This window comes from uncultured Desulfovibrio sp., from assembly GCF_944324935.1.
In the GTDB taxonomy this organism is placed as follows: Bacteria; Desulfobacterota; Desulfovibrionia; order Desulfovibrionales; family Desulfovibrionaceae; genus Desulfovibrio.
On record NZ_CALUYG010000005.1, the window covers coordinates 1 to 22,274 of the forward strand.

The window sequence follows — 22,274 nt, forward strand, 5'->3', positions numbered from 1 at the left end:
CTTTCCGCCACGCCGGCTGCCCCGGAGAGCGGGGGCTCAATGAGCGGACAAACGGCCTGCTCCGGCAATTTTTCCCCGCACGCGAAACTTCAGGGGCCTTGGGGAGCACGAGACAGCGCGGGCGGTGGCCTTCATCAACCACCGCCCGCGCAAGAAGTCCGGTGACAGGACAACTGTGGAAAAAATGAGGGAAGACGGGGTCTTCTGTGTGTCAACTTTCGTTTGACAATCTGCCGGGGGATATTCAGGACATACCATCCTGACGCTGGAAATGGCCTATCAGAATGCGCGGCTCATTTGCGCGCCTGACACCAGCTGGCTTACCCTGGCAGGGTGAGGCCTGAAAAACGCATTCAGGCTCTCTTGCGTGTTGTCAGGGAAGGGCCCCGCTTTGCCGTCGGTGCCCACGAACATACGGGAGACCTGCGGACATCGACGGCATTCCGGGGGCTCTTGCCCCCAGTAGAGGGATCGGATAACGGCAATGGTCCTCAGGCATCGCGTGCGGCGGGCACGCTTTCCTCCGGCAGGAGGCGCAGCTCCAGCGACGGGTCCACCGTCACTTCCCGTGAGAGCCATATCTTGTCCATGCGTACCGTCCCGGGGGCCGCGCCGCGCAGAGCGCGGATATGGCGGACCTCCGCATACAGGATGCGGGCGCGGGCGGCGTCGCGCAGCCAGCTTTTGTTGGCGGCGAGGCCTCCCGCCTGTTCGAGAGTGCGGTCCGGGATGGGCTGACCGGCATGGGCGCGGCGGATGATGACGTGCGAGCCGGGCCCGCCGTCGGCATGCAGCCAGATGTCATGGGGCGCGGCCAGCTTGCGCGCCGCCAGATTGCCTTTGGCGTCCCGGCCGCGCAGGAGGACGAAACCGTCCTCGCTCACGAAGAGCTGGACGTTTCTGGGCACGCTGGGCGGCAGCGGGAGGCGTGTGTTTTCGGCCACGGCATCCGCCGCGATGCCGCCGAGCCGGGCGGCGTCGCGGGCTGTCCGCAGGGCGGCGAGCTCCTGCTCGAGCTGGCGGCGTCGCGCCACGAGATGTTCCTCCCCGCGTCGGCCGCGCCGGGCGGTATGGAACAGGCGGGCCATATTCTCCCGCAGGCTGTAGCGCACATCCAGTTCAACGCTGCGGGCCGGGCCGTGGGCCCCGGCGGGGACCTCCACCCGCTCCGCCCGAAAATCGGCGGGCCAGCGCCAGCAGTTCTCCTGCAGCGCCAGCGCGTCCGGCTGGGCCGCGCACATGCGCGCCAGGCGGGTTTCCTCCTCCCGCAGCTTGTCGAGCAGGCGCTCCAGCTTGCGCTCGCGGCGGGTCAAAGGCAGCGCGGCCGCCTGCGCCGCCTGTCGGGAAAGCGGGTCGAGCACGAGCAGCTTGTCGGCCTCTTCCACGGCTTCCAGCACGTCTTCCCGGCACTCTTCCCGCCATCTCTCGGGCTGCGCTCCCAGCAGGGCCGCGGGCAGCGGCCAGGCGCTGAGGCGGCAGGCAGGTTCTCCCGCGGGGAGCGTTTCGCTGCGGCGGTAGAGAAAAAGATCGCCATCCCCGAGGCGCAGATCTTCCAGCAGAGCCTGTCGGTCCAGCGGGTCATCGTAGAGCTGGAGCGTCCGCCGCAGGGCCGGGGTCAGCACGGGCCACTCCTGCCAGCGGGCGCAGGCTTCGGCCAGTTCGTGCGGCTCAGGCCAGCGCAAAACGTCTTCCTGCGGCTGTTCCTCCGGCGTAAGGAATCGCAGGGCCGGGCCATCCCGCAGATCGAGCAGCAGCCAGATGGTTGTCCCTTCGGGGGCATCCGCCGCGGCCTGCGACTGCCCGCCCATGAGCAGCCAGAGCCGGCGTTCGGCAAAGCGGGGCACGCAAGCAGTCACGCGCCGGCCGAGCGTATACTTGCGCAGGCGCATGACGGGTGCGCCGGGGGCCTTGCCGGCCGTCAGGCGCTGGCTGGAGAGGAAAAGGAAGGGCTCCTTGCGCCGGGCGCAGAGGCAGAGCTGTACCTTGCGATCCGTCTTGCGGTTGGGCAGGGTCAGACTGAAGCAGACGAGCCCGGGGAGGGGCTCCTGGATCTTTTCCAGCCAGGCTCCTTCCAGACGGGGAAGGGCGGCGCGGCAGAAGCGAAGGAAGAGATGCGCGTCCATGTGATGGCGTCAGTGCCGGCGGTATCGCCGGCCGGGAGAAAGAGGGGGGGCAGGACCGGCAGCCGCCTGTCCGCCGAAAAAAAGGCGGCCGCCACGATCGGCAGCCGCCCGGGGTGTTAATCGCCGCGCAGGTTCTCGTCTTCTTCCTGCTTGGCCTTGCAGTTGATGCAGAGTCGGGTGACGGGGCGGGCCTTGAGGCGGGCCACGCCGATTTCTTCACCGCACTCCTCGCAAATGCCGTAGCTGCCGTCTTCGATACGTTGCAGCGCAGCCTGGATTTTGCGGATGAGGCGGCGTTCGCGGTCGCGGATGCGCAGGGTGAAGGAACGGTCCGATTCGGCAGTGGCCCGGTCGGCCGGGTCAGCGAAAACTTCGTTGCTGTCGGTCATCTCTTCCAGCGTGCTGTCGCCCTTCTGCTGCGCCTCTTCGAGCATCTGGTTCAACAGATTGCGGAAATATTCCAAGTCCTTGTGATCCATGAAACCTCCCGGGAGGCAAGCTGTCGCCTCCCCTAATCAGGGTAAGCTGAACTGACGACTTTTACAGGGTAAAAGATACGTTGTAAAGCCATCTTCTGCCGCCAGACTGCCCGGCGGGAAAGCTCAGGCTGCCCCTTCTTCCTCTTCCCCGTCCGGCTGCGGGCCGCAGGGCGCGCCGTGCAGGCGGATCTTCTGTTCGGCCCGGATGGCCTCGCGGGCGGGCTCCCACTGCGGTTCCTGCCAGATACCCTCGCGGGCGGGCATGACCCTGCCCTGCCAGCCGTCTGTCCGTCCCTCTGCCGTGTGCCACTGCGCCCGAACGCCCACGGAGCCCGCCTCCCCGGCCTCGCGGACGGCCCGGCCGGAATAGGAGGCCATGAGCGCCGCCGCGGCGGCAAGGATGTGCTCGGGCCATCGGGAGGCCAGCCGTCCCACGGCCAGCGGGCCGGGGATGTCGGCAAGGAAGATGCGGGCGTCGCCGGGCCGCGTGGCGGCCTGCAGGGCCTGATTGTCGCCGCTGTTGCGGCCGACGGCCAGCCAGTAGCGCCGGCCGTCCTCCTCATGCCAGAACTGCCGGCCCAGATTGGCCAGGGCGAAGTCCCCGCTGTCCGGGGCGGGCAGATGGGCGAGCACGGGCCAGTAGCGGCGGGCATTTTCCTTTTCGGTCAGCTTGCAGCCGCCGCCGGGGGTGGGGATGTCCGCCAGGCCGAAATGCCGGGCGAGCTGGAGCTGGCCCTGACGGCCGCGGCCGCTGATGGCGGGCAGGCGCTCCCTGTCCACGAGGCCGCTCTCCTCCATCGGCGTCGGAGCCAGCAGAGGGGCGCTGAGGGGCCGCAGCAGGATGTCGCCCACCCCGGCCTCGCGCCGGATGACGTTGAGCACATCCCGCCGCTGGGACATGGGCCGCTGACCGAGCACCTCGCCGGTGGCCAGAAAGGCGGCTCCCACGTTTTCCATGTACTGACGCGCCCGGCGCAGGAGCAGGATCTTGCAGTCCACGCAGGGATTGAGCGTCTTGCCGAAACCGTGGGCGGGCCGCTCGCGCAGCATGGCGCAGAAGTCGTCGGCCACATCCAGGGTGTCGATGTCCAGCGCATAGCGCTTGCGCCAGCGCGGCACGGCGGACGGCTCGCCGAAAAAGGGAGAATGACAGTGCAGACAGCGGACGCGCAGGCCCTGTTCTTCCAGCACTTTGGCGGCAAGGATGCTGTCCAGCCCGCCGGAAAAGAGGACGATGGCCTGCGGAGGAAAAGACGTATGGGGAATGTTCGGCATGCCGCCTTGTACGGGATGGAAGGGGCGGATGGCAAGCGAAAAGGGCGGCATGCTGTGCCAGGCCCCGGCGGCGCGGGAGAGAGAGCCCGCGGCCCGTCGCTGTCCGCCCTACCGCCGCTCGACCCACCACTGCTTCTCCACGCGCCCGTACCACCAGCGGTTATGGTCGGCGGCCAGCGCCTCCCCGGCCAGCTCCTTTGCCCAGGGGGTCCGCAGGCGCTGCACCGCGCTTTCCAGCCATTGGGCCGCAAAGGCGTTGCCGCGATCCAGTTCGGCCTTGAGGTTGCAGATGAGATCCAGCTGGTCGGCGTCGCGGGCCAGCCGTGCCTCCAGCGTCTCGCGTGCCTCGAATTCGTCCTGAGCGGACAGGATCTCCTCCTCGAGGCCGGTCCCTTCCACGGCATCGGCCAGGGCATCGCGAGCCCGGCAGCTGTTGTAACGGTGATTGATGTAGTTGAAATCCCCGGTCCGGGCCTCGTGCAGGTCGTGCAGCAGGCAGAGTTCCAGCACCCGTCCGGCATCGGCTCCGGCCAGGCGGGCCAGGACGAGGCCGATGATGCTCATGCGGTAGCTGTGCTCGGCCACGCTTTCCCTGCCGGAACCGAGGAAGGCGTAGCCGCTGCGCGGGGTATGCCGCAGCATGCCCGCCTCGTGGAAGAGGTCGATCAGTCTGGCGCGCTGTCCCGCCGTCAGGGCGGGCGCGGTCTGTGAGGTGGCGTCCCTGTTCATGTTCTCTCCGTGCGGGTGGTCATTCCATGCCGTACTTGCGCAATTTGTTGTGCAGGGTGGCGCGGGTGATGCCGAGGCGGCGGGCGGCCTCGCTCTTGTTGTCGCCCGTCTGGCGGAGCGTCTCCTCGATGGCGCGGCGTTCCACGTCGTCGAGCTTGAGCCCGGCCAGGGAGCCGTCGCCCTGTTCCGGGGCCAGCCCGGCCGGCAGCGGCGCGTTGAGCGCCCCGGAGACGCCCTGAGGCAGTTCGCGCAGGGTGATCAGGTCCCCGGTGCAGAGGATGGCGGCGCGCTCCACGGCATTTTCCAGCTCGCGGACATTGCCGGGCCATTCATAGCGCAGCATGGCGTCCAGGGCCTGCGGGGAAAAGCCCTTGATGGCCTTGCGGTTCCGCTCGGCATAGCGCTGGAGAAAGTGCGCGGCCAGCAGGGGGATGTCCTCCGGGCGGCGGCGCAGGGGCGGGACCTCGATATTGATGACGTTGAGCCGGAAATACAGGTCCTCGCGGAAGCGTTTTTCCGCCACTTCCTGCTGAAGGTTGCGGTTGGTGGCGGCGATGACGCGCACATCCACGGTCAGCGGTTTGTCGGAGCCCACGCGCTGCACTTCGCCCTGTTGCAGGGCGCGCAGGAGCTTGGCCTGGAGGGCAAGGGGCATCTCTCCTATCTCGTCGAGGAAGAGCGTGCCGCCGTCGGCCTGCACGAAACGGCCTTCCCGGCGTTTGTCCGCCCCGGTGAACGCGCCGCGCTCATGGCCGAAGAGCTCGCTCTCCAGCAGGTTCTCGGCGAGGGCCGCGCAGTTGACCGTCACCAGCGGCCGTGAGGCCCGTTCGCTGGCCATGTGCAGGGCGCGGGCCACCAGTTCCTTGCCCGTGCCGGACTCGCCATTGATGAGCACGGTCGCCTCGGTGGGGGCCACCGTGGCGATGATGGAGCGCAGCTCTTCCACGGCCGGGCTGCGGCCGAGGATCTCCGGCCCGGCGGCGGCCTCGGCGAGCTGACGGCGCAGCTCGCGGTTCTCCACGCTGCACTGTGACTGCTCGATGGCCTTTTGCAGACACTGGCGCAGGGCGTCGAAGTCCAGCGGCTTGATGAGGTAGTCGCTGGCGCCGAGCCGCAGGGCGTCCACGGCGGTCTCCACCGAGGAGTAGGCGGTCATAAGGATGACCGGCAGGGCCGGATTGTAGGCCAGGATGCCCTTGAGGGCGCTGATGCCGTCCATGCGGGCCATGCGGACGTCGGTCAGCACGGCGTCGTAGGGATGCGCGCGCACGGCGTCCACGGCGGCCTCGCCGTCGTCGGCCTCGTCCACCTCGTAGCCCCATGAGCGCAGCATCATACGCAGCATGCCGCGGTGGGCATCGTCGTCATCCACCACAAGAATACGGGAACTCATGCCTTCTCCTTGACGTTGTGCCGGTCATCCCCGGCGACGGGAAGCCGCAGACTGACGACGGTCTCGCCGCGTTGCCCGTTTTCCGCCTGTCGTGAGCGCACGGTCACGCTGCCGCCGTGGGCCTCCATGATCTTGTGGACTGTCGCCAGACCCAGCCCCGTGCCGTGCCCCTTGGTGGTGAAGTAGGGATCGAAGATGTGCCGCAGGTTCTCGGGGGCGATGCCGTGGCCGTTGTCCGTCACGTCCAGCCGCAGCATACGGCCTTCGCGGACAATGTCCAGCCGCAGACGGGCCCGGCCTCCCGGGGGCGTGTCGTCCGGGCCGCCCTGCAGGGCGTCCAGCGCGTTGAGGCAGATGTTGAGCAGGGCCTGTCCCAGGCGGTCGGGGTCGATGCTGGCCGGGGGCAGGCCCGGTGCGACGTTGCTTTCCAGCTCGATGTGATGCTGGGCGGCATCCTGCCGGATGAGCCGCAGCACATGCCCCACCACTTCTTCCAGGCGGGCCGGATGCGGATGGATGTCCGTGGGACGGGAAAGGCCGATGAGATCCGTGATGACGCGGTTGAGCCTGTCCACCTCGCGCACCATGACCTCGGCGGCCTTGCGGTCGTCGCTCTTCTCGGGGAAGCGCTGCCCGAAATAGGTGGCGTATCCCTTGATGGAGCTGAGGGGATTGCGGATCTCGTGGGCCACGCCGGCGGCCAGCGTGCCGACGGCGGCCAGCTTTTCCTTGCGGCGCATCTCCTCTTCCAGGCGGCGCACCTGCCCTTCCGCCCTGCGCAGGCCCCGGCGAGACTGCCGGGCACGTTCGGCGTAGTAAAGGGCCACCAGCAGGGCCAGCCCCACCAGCAGGGCCACGCCGGCCAGGATAATCATGTAGTCCCTGTCCTGACGGCGGGTGATGTCGAAGGGCGAGGGGTCGAGCCCGAGGAAGATGACCGGCGTGGGGAAGCGCCCCGCCAGTTCCGGCGGAGGCGGCATGAACTGGCGGTAAACCACGAAAACCGGCTTGTTTTCCATGTTCAGGAATCCGTAGCGCATATTGCCGTCAGGGTGGAGCTCGGCCATGCGGGCCTCGTCCATCTCGCGGCCGTCAAGCAACAGGATCTCCCCCCGCCGGCTGCGCTCGCTGTGCGCGAGGATGGTCCCGTCCGGCATGGTGACCGCGATGAAGCGCACATCCCGGCTGTTGCCCATGGTGTCGAGCAGGCTTTGCAGCGGGATGCCCGCCTGGCTGCGCAGGCCCAGCCCGAGGACGCGTTCCAGCGTGCCCACGAGGGTGGAGCCCTTTTCCGCCAGCAGCCGGCCCATGGCGTCCTCGTTGCGATGGATGGAGCCCACGGCCACGAGGGCCACGATGAAGACGAAGATGAAGGCCGCGCCGCCCAGCACGAGGCCTATGGGCGGCGCGCTGCCGCGCGGGTCGCCCGGGGCTGCCGGCGCGGACGCGGGAACGTCGGTGGTTTCTTCCTGTACGGCGGGCTGTGTCATGGGCAAAGTATACGCACGGACGGCAAGCCTGTCATCCCGGCGGCGTCACGCTTGCCGGCCGTTGACGGTGGCAGACCCTGGCCTGATTATTGCAATCTTTTTCATGCGGCCGGACTTGCGCGCATGGCATGCTTGTTGGTATGCAGAAGCTGAGGCCGTATTCTGCTCAAGGATTGGACGATGCATACTCTGGTAATCGTTTTGCTGCTCCTGCTGAGCCTGACCCTGCCGACCGGCGTGCTGGCCGGGGGGCATGGGCATGGCGGCGGACACCGGCAGTATCGTGATGTGGAAGATTGGCTGTCCGAACTGCCCGTGGACCAGCGGGACCGCGCACGCGCCATACTGGATGAGGAGCGTCCCGCCATTGAAGATCTGCGGGAGCGCATCCACGCCAAGATGGATGAACTGGACAGCCTGAGTTATAATGCCAATACCCCTTCGGATGCCCTGCCCCGGCTGGGCTGGGAACTGCAAACCCTGCGGGAAAGCCTGCGTAGCCGGTATGGGCGGGTGCGCGAACGCCTCCAGCTCGAGGCGGGCGTGAACTTCCCCTTCAAGCGCGGCCGAGGCTGCCGGAGCATGACCAGGCCGGCCTTCCCGCAATGACGCATTGCGGAACGACCGTTGCCGCTGTCCGAAAAATGCCCCCGCTTCCCACGAGGAAGCGGGGGCGCTTTTTTTGCGGCGGCGTCCCTTTCCTCCGCCGGGACAGGCGTCCCTTCCGCAGGGGGCGCCGCGCACGGCGGCACGGCGCATCCGGTGGAACAGCCAGCAGGCCAGCGCAGGCCTTCGGCCAGCGCGGCGGGGCCCGGCTTTTCCCTGCCGTTCCCGGGGACGTCCCGCACGGCGGGCGACGAAGCGTGCGAAATTTGAACAGGTGTTCAAAAAATAAACATGGCGGCGCGGCAGGTGTACAAATTGTGAGCAATGCCGCTGCGCGCTCGCCGTCCCGGCGGATGCCGCCAGAATAATTTTTTATATAACATATTAAAATAAAAATAAAAATTAAGTTTGGCACACGGGTTGCTATAAGAGAGGCGAGGGCGACGAAGGGGTCGCCCGGCAAACAATGACATAGGAGACAGGATGACGACCCTGATACTTGCCGCGGCGATTCTGCTTATGCCGCTTCCCGGCTTCCTGCCGGTGGCGTATCTGTCACAGGAACGACAAGCTCCGGGCCGCCGTCGCTGACACGACGTTTTCGCAAGGAGTAAGCGTATGAACAGGAAGTTGATGATCCCCGTACTGATGGCCCTGATCGCAGGCAGCGGCCTTTTCGCCTCCGAAAGCTTTGCCGCCCAGGGGAGCGCCGATTTCGACAAGGGGACGATCTCCTGTTTCGGCAGCGACGATGCCGCCGGCAATGGACTTGAGACCGGCTGGCGGGGCCACGGCGGCCATCACGGCGACGGCCACGGCTGCTGACGTGAACGAATATCTCTGCTGACAGATGAATCTCCAAGGAGCAGACAATGAACAAGAAGCTGATGATCCCCGTGTTGATGGCAGTTCTCGCAGGCGGCAGCCTCGTGGCCACTGAAAGCTTTGCCGGTCCGCATCATGGCGGCCCCCGTCATGGAGACGGCTACGGCTACGGCCCCGGTTATGACGGTCGCGGTTACGGCCCCTGCCCCGGCTACGGCCCCGGCTATGACGGCCCTGACTTCCGCGGCGGCTGCCCCGGCATGGGCTGGGGACACGGACGCCACGGCCACGGCTTCGGCTACCGTGCCATGTCGCCCGAGCAGCGGGCCGCCGTGGACAAGATCGTCAATGAATACAGCCCGCGTCTGGAGCCCCTGCGCGATCAGATCTTCGTGAAGCGGCAGGAGCTGCGTGCCCTGCGCAACGCCAGCAGCCCCGACGTGAAGCAGGTGCGGCAGACCGCCGAGGAACTGGTCAAGCTGCACAATCAGATGGCCGATCTGCACGATGAGATGATGGAAAAGATATCCAGGGAAGTGGGCTTCCCTGACGGTCCTGCCGGCCGGCCCGGCAACGGCCCTGCCGGCGGAGGCCGCAACCAGCAGTAACACGGCCCACGAACGACGCGCAAAGACACGCATCTCGTGAAACTTCCCGCCAAAGGCGGAAAGCATACATCCTCCTCACAGTCTTTCATCAACCTCTAACCAATGGCAACTCCTCCTCACGTGAACAGTAACCTTTAACCGTTGGAACATCCTCCCTCTCTCGCGCAGGCCGCCGCCCCCCCGGCGGCCTGTTGCGTTGTTGCGGCCGCCGGTCCCGCCAGGCGGGTAAGGCGTCAGCGATGCGGCTCTTCCTGCACATCGGCGGCGTCAAGCAGACGCGGGCCCCGCGCGCCGCCGTCCCCGGCGGCCCCGGCGGGATCTGCGGCGGGGCTCACCGCCGCCCGGGCCTGCTCCCGGACATCCGGGCGGCTGCGCCACTGGGCGAACTTGATGCGCCAGTCGGAAAAGTCATGCGGCGTGCACTCAAGCATACTTTCCTGTTCCTGCAACCAGTTGTTGAACAATTGCAGGCGGAACTGGAAATCCGGGCTGTCCAGCACGGATGCGGCCGTTCCCTGGGGAATGCCCCGCCCTTCCAGCTCCTCCAGCACGAAGCGGCAGACGGCCTCGCGGGAGTTCGCAAAGCTGGCCTCGCGCCCGTCCACCATGAGCGCCAGCGGCAGGAGATGGGCCTCCTCTCCGGCCAGACGCTGGCGGGCGGCCTCGTCAAGGCGGATGAACAGGCGCGGCTCGTCTTCCGGCCGTTCGCCCGGCACTTCCTCCAGAAAGGTAAAGCGCAGCCAGCTTTCAAACATGACCGCTTCGAGGATGCGTTCCGCCGCATCCGGGGCGATGGCGTCATTTTCCTGTGTCATACCGTCCTCCCGTAGATGATGTGCCGGCAGTGTAGGAAGGGGGCTCCGCCGCCGTCAAGCGCGCAGACGGGCCCGGCCGCCGCATGCTGCGGGAAAGGCCGCCGGGAGGAGCGGCGCGCCGCCTCTGGCGGGGCAGCCGTCTTTATGCTAACCTGACAGGATGATCGATTACGCCAAAGCGCTCAACGAGGCGCAGTACGCGGCCGCCACCTGCGGCGACGGCCCGGTGCTGGTGGTGGCCGGCGCGGGCAGCGGCAAGACGCGCACCATCACCTACCGGCTGGCCTGGCTGGCCGAACAGGGGGTGTCCCCGGAATCCATGCTCCTGCTGACCTTCACCCGCAAGGCCGCACAGGAGATGCTGCACCGGGCGGGCCTGCTCTGCGATCACGCGCTGGCCGGGGTGCAGGGGGGGACCTTCCATGCCTTCGCCTACGGCATCCTGCGGCGTTTCCGGCCGGAATGGCTCGCTGACAGGCCCTTTACCGTCATGGACAGCGCGGACATCACGGCCGCCGTCAAGCATTGCAAGGAAGCGCTGGGCCTGGGCAAGGGGGACAGGGCCTTCCCCAAGACGCAGGCCATCGTGGGCCTGCTGAGCAAGGCCCGCAACAAGGAGCTGCCCCTTGCCGAGATCCTTCAGCGCGAGGCCTTCCACCTCCTGCCCTATGCCGACGGCCTGACGGAGCTGGGCCGCCGGTACGACGCTTTCCGGCGGGAGACCGGCGTCATGGATTACGACGATCTGCTGTTCGAGCTGGAAGCGCTCCTGCGGCACGATGCACGGGCCGCCGAGCTTTTGCGCGCGCGGTACCGCCATATCCTCGTGGACGAATATCAGGACACCAACCTCGTGCAGGCCCGCATAGTCCGTCTGCTGGCCGGACCGGAGGGGGAAGCGCCGGGCAACGTCATGGCCGTAGGCGACGAGGCCCAGTCCATCTACGCCTTTCGCGGGGCCAATGTCCGTAATATCCTGGATTTCCCCAGGCTCTTCCCCGGGGCCCGCATCATCCGGCTGGAGGAGAACTACCGCTCCACCCGGCCCATTCTGGCGGTGGCCAACAATTTGCTGGAACATGCGGCCGAGTCCTTCCGCAAGACGCTCTTCACCCGGCGCGAGGGCGGCAGCCCCGTACGGCTGGTGACGCCCCTGAGCGACAAGTCCCAGGCCCGTCTGGTGGTGGAGCGCATCCGCGAGCTTTTGCGGACGCATCTGCCGCACGAGATCGCCGTGCTGTTCCGGGCGGGGTTCCATTCCTTCGCGCTGGAGATGGCGCTCAACCAGGCGGGCATCGCCTTCCGCAAGTACGGCGGCCTGCGCTATGCCGAGGCCGCCCACGTCAAGGACGTCGTTGCCTTTGCGCGCCTGCTGCTCAATCCGCTGGATATGTCCGCCTTTGAACGGCTGGCGGCCCTGCACGAGGGCATCGGGCCCAAAACGGCGCAAAAGCTCTATGAGGCCGCGGCTTCCGGCGATACCGCCCGCATGGGCAAGGCCTTTGCCCGGCACGCCGCGTTTCGGGCGGACATGGAGTTCATCGAGAGCCTGCGGGCGCGCCCGCAGGCCCCGGCTCTGACGCTTGCCGCCATCCTGGAGCAGTACCGGCCCCTGCTGGAGCTGCACTACCCCGAGGACTGGCCCCGGCGGCAACAGGCGCTGGAAGAACTGCTGCAAATGGCGGCCGGGTATACGGAGCTGGACCTCTTCCTGGCCGATCTGGCGCTGGAATCCCCGGAAGAGGAGGAAGGCGGCGAGGACCGCATCACCCTTTCCACCATCCATTCGGCCAAGGGGCTGGAGTGGAACGCCGTGCTTATCATCGACCTCGTGGAGGACCGCTTCCCTTCGCGGCATGCCCTGGCGCGGCCGGAAGATTTCGAGGAAGAGCGGCGGCTCATGTATGTGGCCTGCACGCGCGCCCGGCAGCAGCTCGATCTTTACGCGCCGGCCACATTGTACAGTCGCGCCGAGCAGGGCATGACCCATGTGAACCAGAGTCCCTTCGTACGGGAAATGGGGCCGCAGCTTGCCGAGCAGTGGCTGGAGGGCTTCGGCGGCGGCCTGCGCCGCCGGGAAAGCGGCTTCGGCACGCCGGCGGCCACGGGCGGGCATGACCTGCCCGGCGGGCCGGCCACCTCGCCGCGGGCGGCCGCCGGCTCGTTCCGGGGGAAGGAGCGCGGCGCCACCCCTGCTCTCTCCGACGCGGAGGACTGCCAGCTGCCGCCGGAAGAGCGCCTTTCCCCCGCGCCTGCGGCCTCCCCCGCCGCTCCTTCTGCCACGCGGGACGTCGCGGCGGCTCCCGCCGGCGGCCCCCGTCTGCCGCAGGGCTACTGCCGCCACCGTATCTTCGGGCGCGGCAAGGTGGTCCGCCAGTTGCCGCCGGACAAGGTGCAGGTCAATTTCCCCGGCTTCGGCCTCAAGGTCATTCTTGCGGAATATCTGCTCATGGAGGACGCCTAGATGCCCAAACCCGCTTCGTCCGCATTATCCGAGGACGCCATCCTGCAATTGCTGGGCCGCCATTTTCCGGCGACCCACCCTTCCCTGCTGCTGGGCCGTGGCGATGACTGCGCCGTGCTCCGGGGGGGGCAGCCCCTGTGCGTGAGTACGGATCTCTTTCTGGAGGATGTACACTTTCGCCGGGCCTACTTCACGCCGGAGGACATGGGCCACAAGGCGCTTGCCGTCAACATCAGCGATGTGGCGGCCTGCGGCGGGCGTCCGCTGGCCTTCACGCTGGGGCTCGGCCTGCCCGCCTGGGCGGACGCCGACTGGCTGGACCTCTTTTTTCGCGGCATGGCCGCGCTGGCCGGCCGATATCGCATGGCGCTTGCCGGGGGCGATCTTTCCCGCAGCGACAGGCTGCATATCTGCATCACGGTCTGGGGCGAACCCCTGAGCGACGGCGCGGCCTTTTTGCTGCGCGGCGGCTCCATGCCCGGCGACTGTCTCTTCCTGGTGGGCCTGCCGGGGCTGGCCCGCGTGGGCCTGCGGGAGCTGGAGGCTCACGGGCGCGCGGCGCTGGAGCGCTGGCCGGCCGCCTGTGCCGCTCATTTGCGGCCCGAACCGCAGGTGGACGCCGGACTCATGCTGGCCCGGGCCGGCCTCAATGCCCGACCGCCGGCGCTGATGGACCTTTCCGACGGCATCATGCGCGACTTGCCGCGCCTGCTGGGCATAAGCGGCGCGGGCGGCGCGGCGCGGGCGGAGGGAGCCGGACTGGGGGCCTCGCTGCTGCTGCCACAGGGGCTGCTGCATCCCGAGGTGGTGCGCCATGCCCTGCAGGAGGGGAAAAATCCCGTTCATGAGGCCCTTCTCGGCGGCGAGGACTACTGCCTGCTCGGCTCCTGCGCGCCGGACATGCTGCCGGTGCTGCACACGGCCATCCCCAATTTCCACAGCATCGGCGTGGTGACCGATGCGCCCGGCATCGAGTGCAACAACGAGAACCTGTCCGGCCTGCACGGCTTTGACCATTTTGCCGCGGAGGCGGAGTGAGCATGCCCGACGCCCCTCTTGCGGACATCCCCGCCGCCCTCTGCGAGGCGCTCCTGTCCTGCTGCCGCGAGGCCTGGCGCACGGGCGGCCTGCTGGGCTTCAACGGCAATGCCAGTCTTCTCTGGGACAGCCCGGACGGCCCGCGCATCCTTATGACCCGTTCCGGCGTCTGCAAGGGCCGCATGCGCGCGGCGGACATCTGCCTGCTGCACCCGGACGGTCGTCTGCTGGCCGGCGGCCCGGCCTCGTCGGAAGGGGCCATGCATCTGGCGGTCTATGCGGTCCGGCCGTCCTGCCGGGCCATCCTGCACACCCATCCGCCGCATCTGCTGGCCCTTGGCATCCGGCTGGCTGACCGCATGGAAGCGCTCCTGCGCCTGCCGCTCTACGAGTCGGAGGTCTGGCGGGCGCGGCTCGGCGTGGCCCCTGCCTGCGAGCCCGGCACGGCCGCTCTGGCGGCGGGCGTGGCCGAAGTGGCGCGGCGCTTTCCCGCCGTCTGGATGAGCGGCCACGGCCTGTGCGCCTGCGGGGAAACGCTCGATGAGGCGCTGGGCCTCACCGAACAGCTTGAACATCTTGCCCAGATCCAGCTCTTGAGCGGCATCTGACGATGAAAGGAGGGTGGACATGACGACGACGGCTCCGCGCACCATGCGGCGCGTGAGGATCACGGTGCTCAAGACGACGCTGGACCATGAACTGGCCGGCCGGTACGGCATCCCCGGGCTCGGCCCCTGCCCGATGCATCAGGCCGGACAGACGTTCGTCGCGGACTACGCCAAACCGGACGGTCTGTGCGATGAGGCCTGGAAGGCCATCTATCAGTATGTGTTCGCGCTGGCCCACGGCGCGGAGAGCGGGCTTTTCTACTACGGCGACTGGATAGACAAACCCGGGGTGGCCATCGTCTGTTGCAATGACGGCCTGCGGCCCGTCATCTTCAAGCTGGAAGCAACGGATGCGGTGGCCGTGCCGCCCGCTTCCGAACAGGGAGCGGAAGGAAGGGGCGGATGCCGCTGAACCGGCAGGAGAGCCTGCGTCCGGCTTGCCCCGCCGACTGGCCGGAGTTGGCGGCCCTCTGGCGGCGCAGCGTGGAGGCCACGCATCACTTTCTCCAGGCCTCTGATCTTGAGGCCATCGATGCCGCCATGCCGCGCGTCTATCTGCCGGCCATGCGTGGTCTCTGGCTGCTGGAACGGGAAGGCCGTCCGGCCGGGTTCTGGGGAGGCGACGCCCTGCGGGTGGAGATGCTCTTTGTGGATCCGCCCTTTTTCAGACAGGGCGTCGGCACGGCTCTGCTGCGTCATGCCTGCGCGGGCAAGAGCCGCGTGGAGCTGGACGTCAACGAACAGAACGCGGGGGCTCGCGCCTTCTATGCCCGTCATGGTTTTCGGGTCTGCGGACGTTCGCCGGTGGATGATGACGGCAGGCCGTATCCTCTGTTGCATCTGGTGTGGGAGGACGGCCCCCCGCCCGTCAGATCACGTCCCAGAGCATCTTTGCGCCCACCACGATGAGCAGCACGGCAAAGCAGCGCTTGAGGCGCGGCACGTCCAGGCTGTGCGAGATGCGTACGCCCAGCGGCGCGGTGAGCATGCTGCACACCACAAGGCTGCCCAGGGCGGGCAGGTAGACATAGCCCAGCGAGCCCGCCGGCAGGCCGGACGCGTCCCAGCCGGCCACGAGGTATCCCAGGAAGCCCGCCACGGCAATGGGGAAGCCGATGGCCGCCGACGTGCCGATGGCCCGGTGCATCTCCACATTATGCCAGATGAGGAAGGGGACGGAAAGCGTGCCCCCGCCGATGCCCACCAGACTGGATATGACGCCGATGATCCCGCCCGCGCAGCTCATGCCCGCCATGCCCGGCAGTTCGCGGCTGGCCTTGGGCTTCTTGCCCAGCAGCATCTGGCTGACCACATAGGCCAGAAAGCAGACGAAAAAGATCTGCAGCCCCTTCTTGGGCAGGAGAGCGGCTAGATGCGAGCCGCAGAACGTCCCCAGCATGATGCCCGGCGCGATGCGCGCCACGGCGCGCCAGTCCACCGCCCCCCGGCGGCTGTGGGAAAGCGCGCTGGAGACCGAGGTGAACATGATGCTGCCCAGGGAGGTCCCCAGGGCCAGCAGCATGATGTACTGTGACGGGAAATCCTGCCAGCCGAAGGCAAAGACCAGCATGGGCACGATGACGATGCCGCCGCCCACGCCCAGCAATCCGGCAAGGATGCCCGCAAACGCCCCGAGACAACAATACATGAAAATGGCGCTCAACATGTCCGCTTGCTCCTGTATGCGTCGTTGGTGCGTCACGCGGTCATTCGAGGTCAGACGCTGAGGCGGTCCGGGCCGTGCGGCGCAACCCTTGATGTGTAACAAATCGTCGCGCCGGTCAACATGGGAGAACCCTCGCTGCGGACACGCGCGAGAGGGGGCCTGACCTATCTGCCCGGCAGACGGCGTCGCCGGCAGTCGCCACTGGCAGGGCATTCGATGGAAACGAAGGACACGTCGCCCCCGGATTCCGAACATTCCTCAAATGACGACGTGCTGATCGTGATGGCGGTAAAGGTCCTGCCGCCGTCCGCTATGGTCACCTTGTGCACCTGCCGGAAGAGCGGGCGGCCGTGCCGCTCCGCGGGAAGCGGCTCGGAAGCCAGCAACTCGACCTCGACCTTGTCGTAGCCACCGGCTTTTTCGCTGAGTCCCAGCTCCTTCAGCCGTACCCCGGTCATGGCGGCCGGCCAGCGGTCATGGCCCGTGCAATCGGGATGCGGTCGTTCAGCGGAAAAGGCCGCCTGCCTGGCGAGCGTGCCCGATGCGTCTCCGGGCCATTGCCCCGGACTGTCGCGTCCGCGGCGCATGCAGGCAAGGTTTTTTTTCTCTCTCTTTCCCGAAAGGACTTCAAGAAATTTATCTTGCGATGTCGCAAATGCAACATGCATTACGCGCAACATGAGCTATTCTTCACAAGAATCCGAAAACCAGAACGCGGCCAGGGCAAGCCCGCAGACCGCGGCTTTCGGGCAAAACGTCATGTACGGCCGCCTGTGCGGCAGCAACCTTATCAAAGGCAGGAGTTCCATGTCAGACATCATCATCCGCAATTTCATCAACGGCGAATGGCAGGACGAGGTCAACGGCAAGCGCGTTCCCCTGTACAATCCTTCCACCGGCGAGGAGATCGGCACCGTCCCCATCTCCAGTCTGGAAACGGCGGAAAAGGCCATTGCCACGGCCCATGCCGCCTACAAGGGCTGGCGCAACCTTTCCATGGGCAAGCGTGTGGCCTATGTGCTCAAGATCCGTGAGTGCATGATCCGCGACGCCGAAAAGCTGGCGCATGCCATCGCCCTTGATCAGGCCAAGCATATTTCCGAAGCGCGCGGCGAAGTGCAACGCGTCATCGAGATCATCGAGTCCGCCGCGTCCGCGCCGTCCATGATCCAGGGCGACGTCCTGGACTATGTGTCCACCAACATCTCCGCCAAGGTCGTGCGGCAGCCGCTGGGCGTCTTCGGCGGGGTGGCTCCCTTCAACTTTCCGGCGCTGGTGTTCGGCTGGTTCATCCCCTACGCCATCGTGGCGGGCAATACCTTCATCTTCAAGCCGTCCACCCAGTCGCCCTACTTCATGCAGCTCATGTGCGAGATCTTCATGGAGATCGGCTTGCCCGCCGGCGTGGTCAATGTGGTGCACGGTCATCGCGACATCCCCGGCACCTGGTACGAGGACAAGCGCATGGCCGGCGTCTGCCTCGTGGGCTCCACGCCCACGGCCAAGGCCATGGCGGAGGGCTGCGCCAGAGGGGCCAAGCGCTCCATGCTGCTGGGCGGCGCCAAGAACGTGCTCCTTGTCATGGAAGACAGCGACATGGACGTCTTCATCAACAACTTCCTCAACTCCTGCTACGGTTCGGCCGGCCAGCGCTGCCTTGCCGGCTCCATCGTCGCCGCGGTCCCGGAAGTGTATGAAGAAGTCATCGAGCGCATGGTGGAAGCCTCCAAAACCGTCAAGGTGGGCGACGCCTTCGACCCCGATGTCTACATGGGACCGCTGATCTCCCGCAAGGCCGTGGAGAACGTGCACCATTACGCCGAGCTGGCCCTCAAGCACGGTCAGGGCTGCAAGATGGTGCTGGACCGCCTCAACGTCGATCTTCCGGAAAAGAACAGGAATGGTTTCTTCGTCGGCCCCACCATCATCCGCGACGTGACGCCCTGCAACCCGCTGTTCACCACCGAAGTCTTCGGGCCGCTGGTGGCCACCATCAAGGTGGCGGACATCCACGACGCCCTCGACGTCATCAATGCTTCGGAATACGGCAACGGAGCCTGCATCTTCACCCAGAACATGCACTATGCCGAAGTCTTCTCCCGCGAGGCCGAAGTGGGCATGGTGGGCGTCAACGTGGGCATCTGCGCGCCGCATCCCTATGTGCCCTTCGGCGGCATCAAGGGTTCGCTGCTCGGGACGGACAAGGTGCAGGGCAAGGACGGCCTGGACTTCTTCACCCAGAACAAGATCACCACGGTGCGTACCTATGATCCCAGGGGCCAGAAGGGACAGGACGCGCCCAAGTCCGCTTCGATCCGCTCCTGCGTGGCCTCCTGATCAGTTCCCCACCCCCGTCACGCGAAAAAGGGCATAGGCGGCCCAGCCTTTCGCGGCAGGCGGGGGAGGCGGCATTGCGCGGGGAGCGGAGAGGGGTTTTCTTTCCGCTCCTCCAGAGCGGGTTTTCAACAGGATTCGACGAAATGGAGGCAATATATCCATAGTGCGGTCATACATCATAACGAGTGCATGATTTCATTATTGTACATCAAATGAAACAACATGAAGGAGAATATCCATGTCGCAAAATTCCTCATGTGATGCTCATGATGCTGGTCAACTCAGGCGAGCCGTTCTTTCCTCTTTTGTCGGCGCGACGCTTGAATGGTATGACTTCTTCCTTTATGGCGCCGTTGCCGGTCTGGTCTTCGCTCCTCTCTATTTCCCCAGCTTCGACCCTGTGACAGGGACGATCCTTTCCTATGCCACCTTTGCCGTCGGCTATGTGGGCCGCGCTTCCGGCGCGGTCATCTTCGGTCATTTCGGCGACAAGCTGGGCCGCAAAAAGATGCTGGTGCTCACACTCTACGTGATGGGTATCGGCACCTTCGCCATTGGGTGTATCCCCACATATGACTCGATCGGGATCATGGCGCCCATCCTGCTGATCATCTGCCGTTTTTGCCAGGGACTGGGCCTGGGGGGAGAGTGGGGCGGAGCCATCCTCATGTCCATTGAATCGGCGCCCGCGCACAAGCGCGCCTTTTACGGGACATTGCCCCAGGTGGGTTTGGCGGTGGGCCTGCTCATGGCATCCGGGGTCATCGGCCTGCTGTCGCTGAGCATGAGCGACGCCAACTTCATGAGCTACGGCTGGCGGATCGCTTTTATCTCCTCCATCGTCCTGCTTGGTGTTGGCAGCTATATCCGCAACAAGGTCGGCGAGACCAGGGACTTTGCGGAAGCCAAGGCCAGCAGGGAAAAGGTGGGAGTCCCCCTGCTGACAGCCTTTACAAATTATCCCAAGATCATGCTGGCGGCCATAGGCGCACGTTGCTTCGAGGGGCTGGTCTTCGCCATCTTCAGTGTCTATTCGCTGACGTTTTTGACCCAGCATGGCATGGAGCGTTCGTGGTCGCTCATGGTCGTGGCCGTGGCCTCCGCCATCATGGGGGTCTGCATGCCGTTCTGGGGCGTGCTGGCGGACCGCATCGGCAAGGCCCGCACCTTTGGGCAGAACTCCCTTCTGCTGGCTTTCCTGACTTTTCTGGCCTTCTGGATCTTCTACAATCACGCCACATCCTTCCTCATGTGCTGCATTGGCCTGGGGCTGACGTTCGGCGTGATCTATTCCGGCATGTTCGGCATCATGTCGTCCCTGTTCGCGGAATGCTTCCCTCCCTCGGTGCGCTACTCCGGCATGGGCTTTGTGTACCAGATATCCGGCATCCCGGCTGTGGGCTTCGCTCCCATGATCTGTATTGCCCTGGTGGAGTGGAATGACGGCGCGCCCTGGTATCTCTGCGCCTTTACCTTCGCCGTCGGCATGATCAGTGTCATCTCCTGCTGGTACATGAGCCGGTTGCAGCGGCGCGGCTACAGCAAGGAGATCGCCTCATAGCGCCCCCGCGCGAAGCGGACGGGAAAACACGCGAAGGACGGCATTCTCTCACCACTGATAGCGCCCGCTTTCTTTGAAAAGCGGCATGAGAGCGTTTCAAACTGAAAATGCTCTATCGAGGAGGATCAAAAACATGTTTGCGAATTTTCGAACTGTGGAGCGCGTCCTTTACGGCAATGGCGTAGCGGCCAGACTTGGGAAGGAGGCTTTTGATCTGGGGGCGCGCAAGGTAGCCCTGATAACGGACAAAGGACTTGTGGCTGCCGGCATCCATCTGCCGTTGATGGCGTCTCTGGAAAAGGCGGGCATCGAAGCCTTGCTGTATGATGATACGGAAAAGGACCCCTCGCCGGCTTCCATTGAAAAGGCGGCGGCCTGGGTAAAGGAAAGCGGCGTGGACATGCTTGTGGGGCTGGGAGGGGGCAGCGCCCTGGACAGCACCAAGGCAACGTCTGTCCTTGCCACCAATGAAGCCCCCATGAGCCGGTATTTCGGCCTGCACAAGGTTCCTTCCCCCTGCCTGCCGACCATCCTCGTCCCGACCACGGCGGGAACGGGAAGCGAAATGACCTCCAACGCCGTTCTGAATGACCCGGAGACCAACAGCAAAATGGGGACGGTCAGCGACTATCTCTACGCCCGTCTCGTTCTGCTTGACCCGGAGCTGACCTTGGGGCTCCCCCCTTTCTACACGGCCATCACAGGTTTGGACGCGATTGTGCACGGCATTGAATCCTTTGTGAATCTCAATGCCACGGATTTTACCGATGCGCTCAACATCAGGGGGTTGCGCATGCTGGTGGAGAATATCCGTGAGGCCTATGCCAATGGCGGGAATCTTCGGGCACGCGAGCAGATGTTGTATGGAGCGGCCATGACCGGCATGGCTTTTTCCAATACGCAAAACGGCATCATCCACGCCCTCGGCATGTCCGTCTCCAATGAACTGCATATCCCGCATGGGTTGATGATGGCCGTATGCGCCCCAATGGGAATAAGCTTCAACGCCCTGGCCGCCCCACAAAAGTTCGCCACAATCGCCGAGATCCTGGGCAGTGCCCCCGCGGGCGCTTCCGTACGCGAAAAAGCCCGTTCCGCCGCGGCGGGGTTCGCCGCGCTCATGGATGACCTTGGGATCAGGCAGGGGCTTTCACATTATGGCATCAAGAAAAGCGACCTGCGCGCCATCGCCGAAAAAGGCGCCGCCTACAAGCGGCTGATGGACGGCAATCCTCGCAAGGGGACAGCCGACGATCTTGAAAGGCTCCTGGAAGAATTTTTCTGACGAGCGCGGTGGACTGACAAAGCATAAAAACATCTCCGCCGCTTCCATGACAAAATGGAAGTGGCGGAGATGAGCATAGTGAAAAAAGTGGGAAATTGAGGACGCGGTATGAAATTTTACGTGCGGGCGGCGACCATTAGCGGGCTGAATACCTGCTGGGAAGAAATTTTTGATATGGCCACGCGCCATACCTATGAAAAGGATTCCATCATACCGCACGCGCAATTAGGCGGAATTTATTATCTTGCCAGCGGAGCTGTTTCCATCTTTTATGTCGCCCATGATGGACAGGAGCGCCTTACCCTGCGGATCAAGCCTGGCTGCCTGTTCAATGAGGCGAGAACTTTTGCTCAATGTAATCCAGAAGGTGTTTTTTACTGTACAAAAAAGAGCATTATATGGAGATTCCCAAAGGATCTTCTCCAAGATGAATCTTTTATTGCCGCTTATCCACGGCATATTTCAAATTTACTATGGTCAATGGGAGTTAAAATGCTTATCCATTATACATTTCTCGCTGATATGGGTGTTGGGAATCATGAGTCTCATGTATGTCGGTTTATTTTTGAGCTATCACAATGCCATAACACTGAAACACGTTTCCCCTGCCCCATGACACAGAAGGAAATGGCTTCACTGCTCGGGATCCATCGTACCACATTGCTTCGCATCATCCATAAACTCAGAAGAAAGGGCATCATAGCCCGATTTACCCAGCGGGAAGTCATCATTCTTGACCTGCCGCAGCTCAAGAGGCTCGCAATGCTGGCCTGACGGCGTTATGAACGCAGCGGGGATGCCGACACGATTTTTTCAGTCGTGTGCGGGTGTCCCCCGAGGGAAGGAGGGGGTTGCACGGATCCGTATCACAGTGACGTCCTTTTCGCTTGCAGCGTTATGACGGTTGGGCTATCCTGAAGCAAAGACATTTCTTTGGCGCGAACATCTCGAGATGCCCTTTTCTCCAGCCGT

At 65.1% G+C, this 22,274-nt stretch carries 21 protein-coding genes and 2 pseudogenes; 14 read left to right on the plus strand and 9 right to left on the minus strand.

Annotation, left to right across the window (positions count from 1 at the left end; all coding sequences use genetic code 11):
- Both Q0J54_RS01960 and Q0J54_RS12180 read left to right on the plus strand, forming a co-directional pair.
- A pseudogene (locus Q0J54_RS01960) lies at nucleotides 1-154 on the plus strand (IS30 family transposase); the annotation flags it as partial.
- A 96-nt stretch (nucleotides 155-250) separates the two neighbouring features.
- A pseudogene (locus Q0J54_RS12180) lies at nucleotides 251-337 on the plus strand (DUF3825 domain-containing protein); the annotation flags it as partial.
- Nucleotides 338-491: 154 nt separating this feature from the next.
- Here the strand turns inward: Q0J54_RS12180 and Q0J54_RS01965 are convergent.
- From Q0J54_RS01965 to zraS, 6 genes are all read right to left on the minus strand, one after another.
- The gene (locus tag Q0J54_RS01965) at nucleotides 492-2,123 is read right to left on the minus strand and encodes an NFACT RNA binding domain-containing protein (RefSeq protein ID WP_296303633.1); all 1,632 of its coding nucleotides are present in this window, start codon (nucleotides 2,121-2,123) and stop codon (nucleotides 492-494) included.
- 116 nt (nucleotides 2,124-2,239) lie between these two features.
- Nucleotides 2,240-2,602, minus strand: coding sequence for an RNA polymerase-binding protein DksA (gene dksA, locus Q0J54_RS01970; protein WP_296303634.1), 363 nt, complete (start codon nucleotides 2,600-2,602; stop codon nucleotides 2,240-2,242).
- Nucleotides 2,603-2,725: 123 nt separating this feature from the next.
- Nucleotides 2,726-3,877, minus strand: coding sequence for a tRNA(5-methylaminomethyl-2-thiouridylate) methyltransferase (locus tag Q0J54_RS01975; RefSeq protein WP_296303635.1), 1,152 nt, complete (start codon nucleotides 3,875-3,877; stop codon nucleotides 2,726-2,728).
- Between the two features lie 108 nt (nucleotides 3,878-3,985).
- Nucleotides 3,986-4,606 (minus strand): HD domain-containing protein, encoded by a 621-nt coding sequence (locus tag Q0J54_RS01980; protein WP_296303636.1) that lies wholly within the window; start codon nucleotides 4,604-4,606, stop codon nucleotides 3,986-3,988.
- A gap of 19 nt (nucleotides 4,607-4,625) precedes the next feature.
- Nucleotides 4,626-5,999, minus strand: coding sequence for a sigma-54 dependent transcriptional regulator (locus Q0J54_RS01985; RefSeq protein ID WP_296303637.1), 1,374 nt, complete (start codon nucleotides 5,997-5,999; stop codon nucleotides 4,626-4,628).
- Nucleotides 5,996-7,489, minus strand: a complete 1,494-nt coding sequence (zraS, locus tag Q0J54_RS01990; protein ID WP_296303638.1) for a two-component system sensor histidine kinase ZraS — start codon at nucleotides 7,487-7,489, stop codon at nucleotides 5,996-5,998. The genes Q0J54_RS01985 and zraS overlap by 4 nt, the downstream gene beginning before the upstream one ends.
- A 180-nt stretch (nucleotides 7,490-7,669) precedes the next feature.
- Between zraS and Q0J54_RS01995 the strand changes: the two genes are divergently transcribed.
- From Q0J54_RS01995 to Q0J54_RS02005, 3 genes are all read left to right on the plus strand, one after another.
- On the plus strand, nucleotides 7,670-8,098 hold the full coding sequence (locus Q0J54_RS01995) for a periplasmic heavy metal sensor (RefSeq protein ID WP_296303639.1): 429 nt from the start codon (nucleotides 7,670-7,672) through the stop codon (nucleotides 8,096-8,098).
- 615 nt (nucleotides 8,099-8,713) lie between these two features.
- A complete protein-coding gene (locus Q0J54_RS02000) occupies nucleotides 8,714-8,920 on the plus strand; it encodes a hypothetical protein (RefSeq protein WP_296303640.1) in 207 nt (68 codons plus the stop codon).
- Nucleotides 8,921-8,967: 47 nt separating this feature from the next.
- Nucleotides 8,968-9,528 (plus strand): Spy/CpxP family protein refolding chaperone, encoded by a 561-nt coding sequence (locus Q0J54_RS02005; protein ID WP_296303641.1) that lies wholly within the window; start codon nucleotides 8,968-8,970, stop codon nucleotides 9,526-9,528.
- A 233-nt stretch (nucleotides 9,529-9,761) separates the two neighbouring features.
- Here the strand turns inward: Q0J54_RS02005 and Q0J54_RS02010 are convergent, their stop codons facing one another.
- Nucleotides 9,762-10,343, minus strand: a complete 582-nt coding sequence (locus Q0J54_RS02010) for a hypothetical protein (RefSeq protein WP_296303642.1) — start codon at nucleotides 10,341-10,343, stop codon at nucleotides 9,762-9,764.
- Between the two features lie 160 nt (nucleotides 10,344-10,503).
- On the opposite strand from Q0J54_RS02010, the gene Q0J54_RS02015 reads away from it, so the two are divergent.
- The 5 genes from Q0J54_RS02015 to Q0J54_RS02035 are packed head-to-tail and all read left to right on the plus strand — an operon-like array spanning nucleotide 10,504 to nucleotide 15,362.
- On the plus strand, nucleotides 10,504-12,807 hold the full coding sequence (locus Q0J54_RS02015) for an ATP-dependent helicase (protein WP_296303644.1): 2,304 nt from the start codon (nucleotides 10,504-10,506) through the stop codon (nucleotides 12,805-12,807).
- Complete coding sequence (gene thiL, locus Q0J54_RS02020; protein WP_296303645.1) at nucleotides 12,808-13,845, plus strand: thiamine-phosphate kinase; 1,038 nt, start codon at nucleotides 12,808-12,810, stop codon at nucleotides 13,843-13,845.
- Between the two features lie 2 nt (nucleotides 13,846-13,847).
- Complete coding sequence (locus tag Q0J54_RS02025) at nucleotides 13,848-14,453, plus strand: class II aldolase/adducin family protein (protein ID WP_296303646.1); 606 nt, start codon at nucleotides 13,848-13,850, stop codon at nucleotides 14,451-14,453.
- Between the two features lie 19 nt (nucleotides 14,454-14,472).
- Nucleotides 14,473-14,865 carry a TIGR04076 family protein gene (locus Q0J54_RS02030; protein ID WP_296303647.1) on the plus strand — a complete coding sequence of 131 codons (393 nt, stop codon included), beginning with the start codon at nucleotides 14,473-14,475 and terminating at the stop codon, nucleotides 14,863-14,865.
- Nucleotides 14,856-15,362: a GNAT family N-acetyltransferase gene (locus tag Q0J54_RS02035; protein ID WP_296303648.1), complete on the plus strand. Its 507-nt coding sequence runs from the start codon at nucleotides 14,856-14,858 to the stop codon at nucleotides 15,360-15,362. Before Q0J54_RS02030 ends, Q0J54_RS02035 begins: the two co-directional genes overlap by 10 nt.
- On the opposite strand, the gene Q0J54_RS02040 is transcribed toward Q0J54_RS02035, so the two are convergent.
- Both Q0J54_RS02040 and Q0J54_RS02045 read right to left on the minus strand, forming a co-directional pair.
- A complete protein-coding gene (locus Q0J54_RS02040) occupies nucleotides 15,322-16,119 on the minus strand; it encodes a sulfite exporter TauE/SafE family protein (protein WP_296303649.1) in 798 nt (265 codons plus the stop codon). The two genes, Q0J54_RS02035 and Q0J54_RS02040, sit on opposite strands and share 41 nt — an antisense overlap.
- 164 nt (nucleotides 16,120-16,283) lie before the next feature.
- The gene (locus tag Q0J54_RS02045; protein WP_296303650.1) at nucleotides 16,284-16,706 is read right to left on the minus strand and encodes a hypothetical protein; all 423 of its coding nucleotides are present in this window, start codon (nucleotides 16,704-16,706) and stop codon (nucleotides 16,284-16,286) included.
- Nucleotides 16,707-16,926: 220 nt separating this feature from the next.
- Here Q0J54_RS02045 and Q0J54_RS02050 point away from each other — a divergent pair, with 220 nt between their 5' ends.
- The 4 genes from Q0J54_RS02050 (at nucleotide 16,927) to Q0J54_RS02065 (ending at nucleotide 22,076) form a co-directional block, all read left to right on the plus strand.
- Nucleotides 16,927-18,456, plus strand: coding sequence for an aldehyde dehydrogenase family protein (locus Q0J54_RS02050; protein WP_296303651.1), 1,530 nt, complete (start codon nucleotides 16,927-16,929; stop codon nucleotides 18,454-18,456).
- Between the two features lie 238 nt (nucleotides 18,457-18,694).
- A complete protein-coding gene (locus Q0J54_RS02055; protein ID WP_296303652.1) occupies nucleotides 18,695-20,017 on the plus strand; it encodes an MFS transporter in 1,323 nt (440 codons plus the stop codon).
- Between the two features lie 133 nt (nucleotides 20,018-20,150).
- Complete coding sequence (locus Q0J54_RS02060) at nucleotides 20,151-21,302, plus strand: iron-containing alcohol dehydrogenase (protein WP_296303653.1); 1,152 nt, start codon at nucleotides 20,151-20,153, stop codon at nucleotides 21,300-21,302.
- A gap of 108 nt (nucleotides 21,303-21,410) precedes the next feature.
- A complete protein-coding gene (locus Q0J54_RS02065; RefSeq protein WP_296303654.1) occupies nucleotides 21,411-22,076 on the plus strand; it encodes a Crp/Fnr family transcriptional regulator in 666 nt (221 codons plus the stop codon).
- The last annotated feature ends 198 nt before the right edge of the window (nucleotides 22,077-22,274 follow it).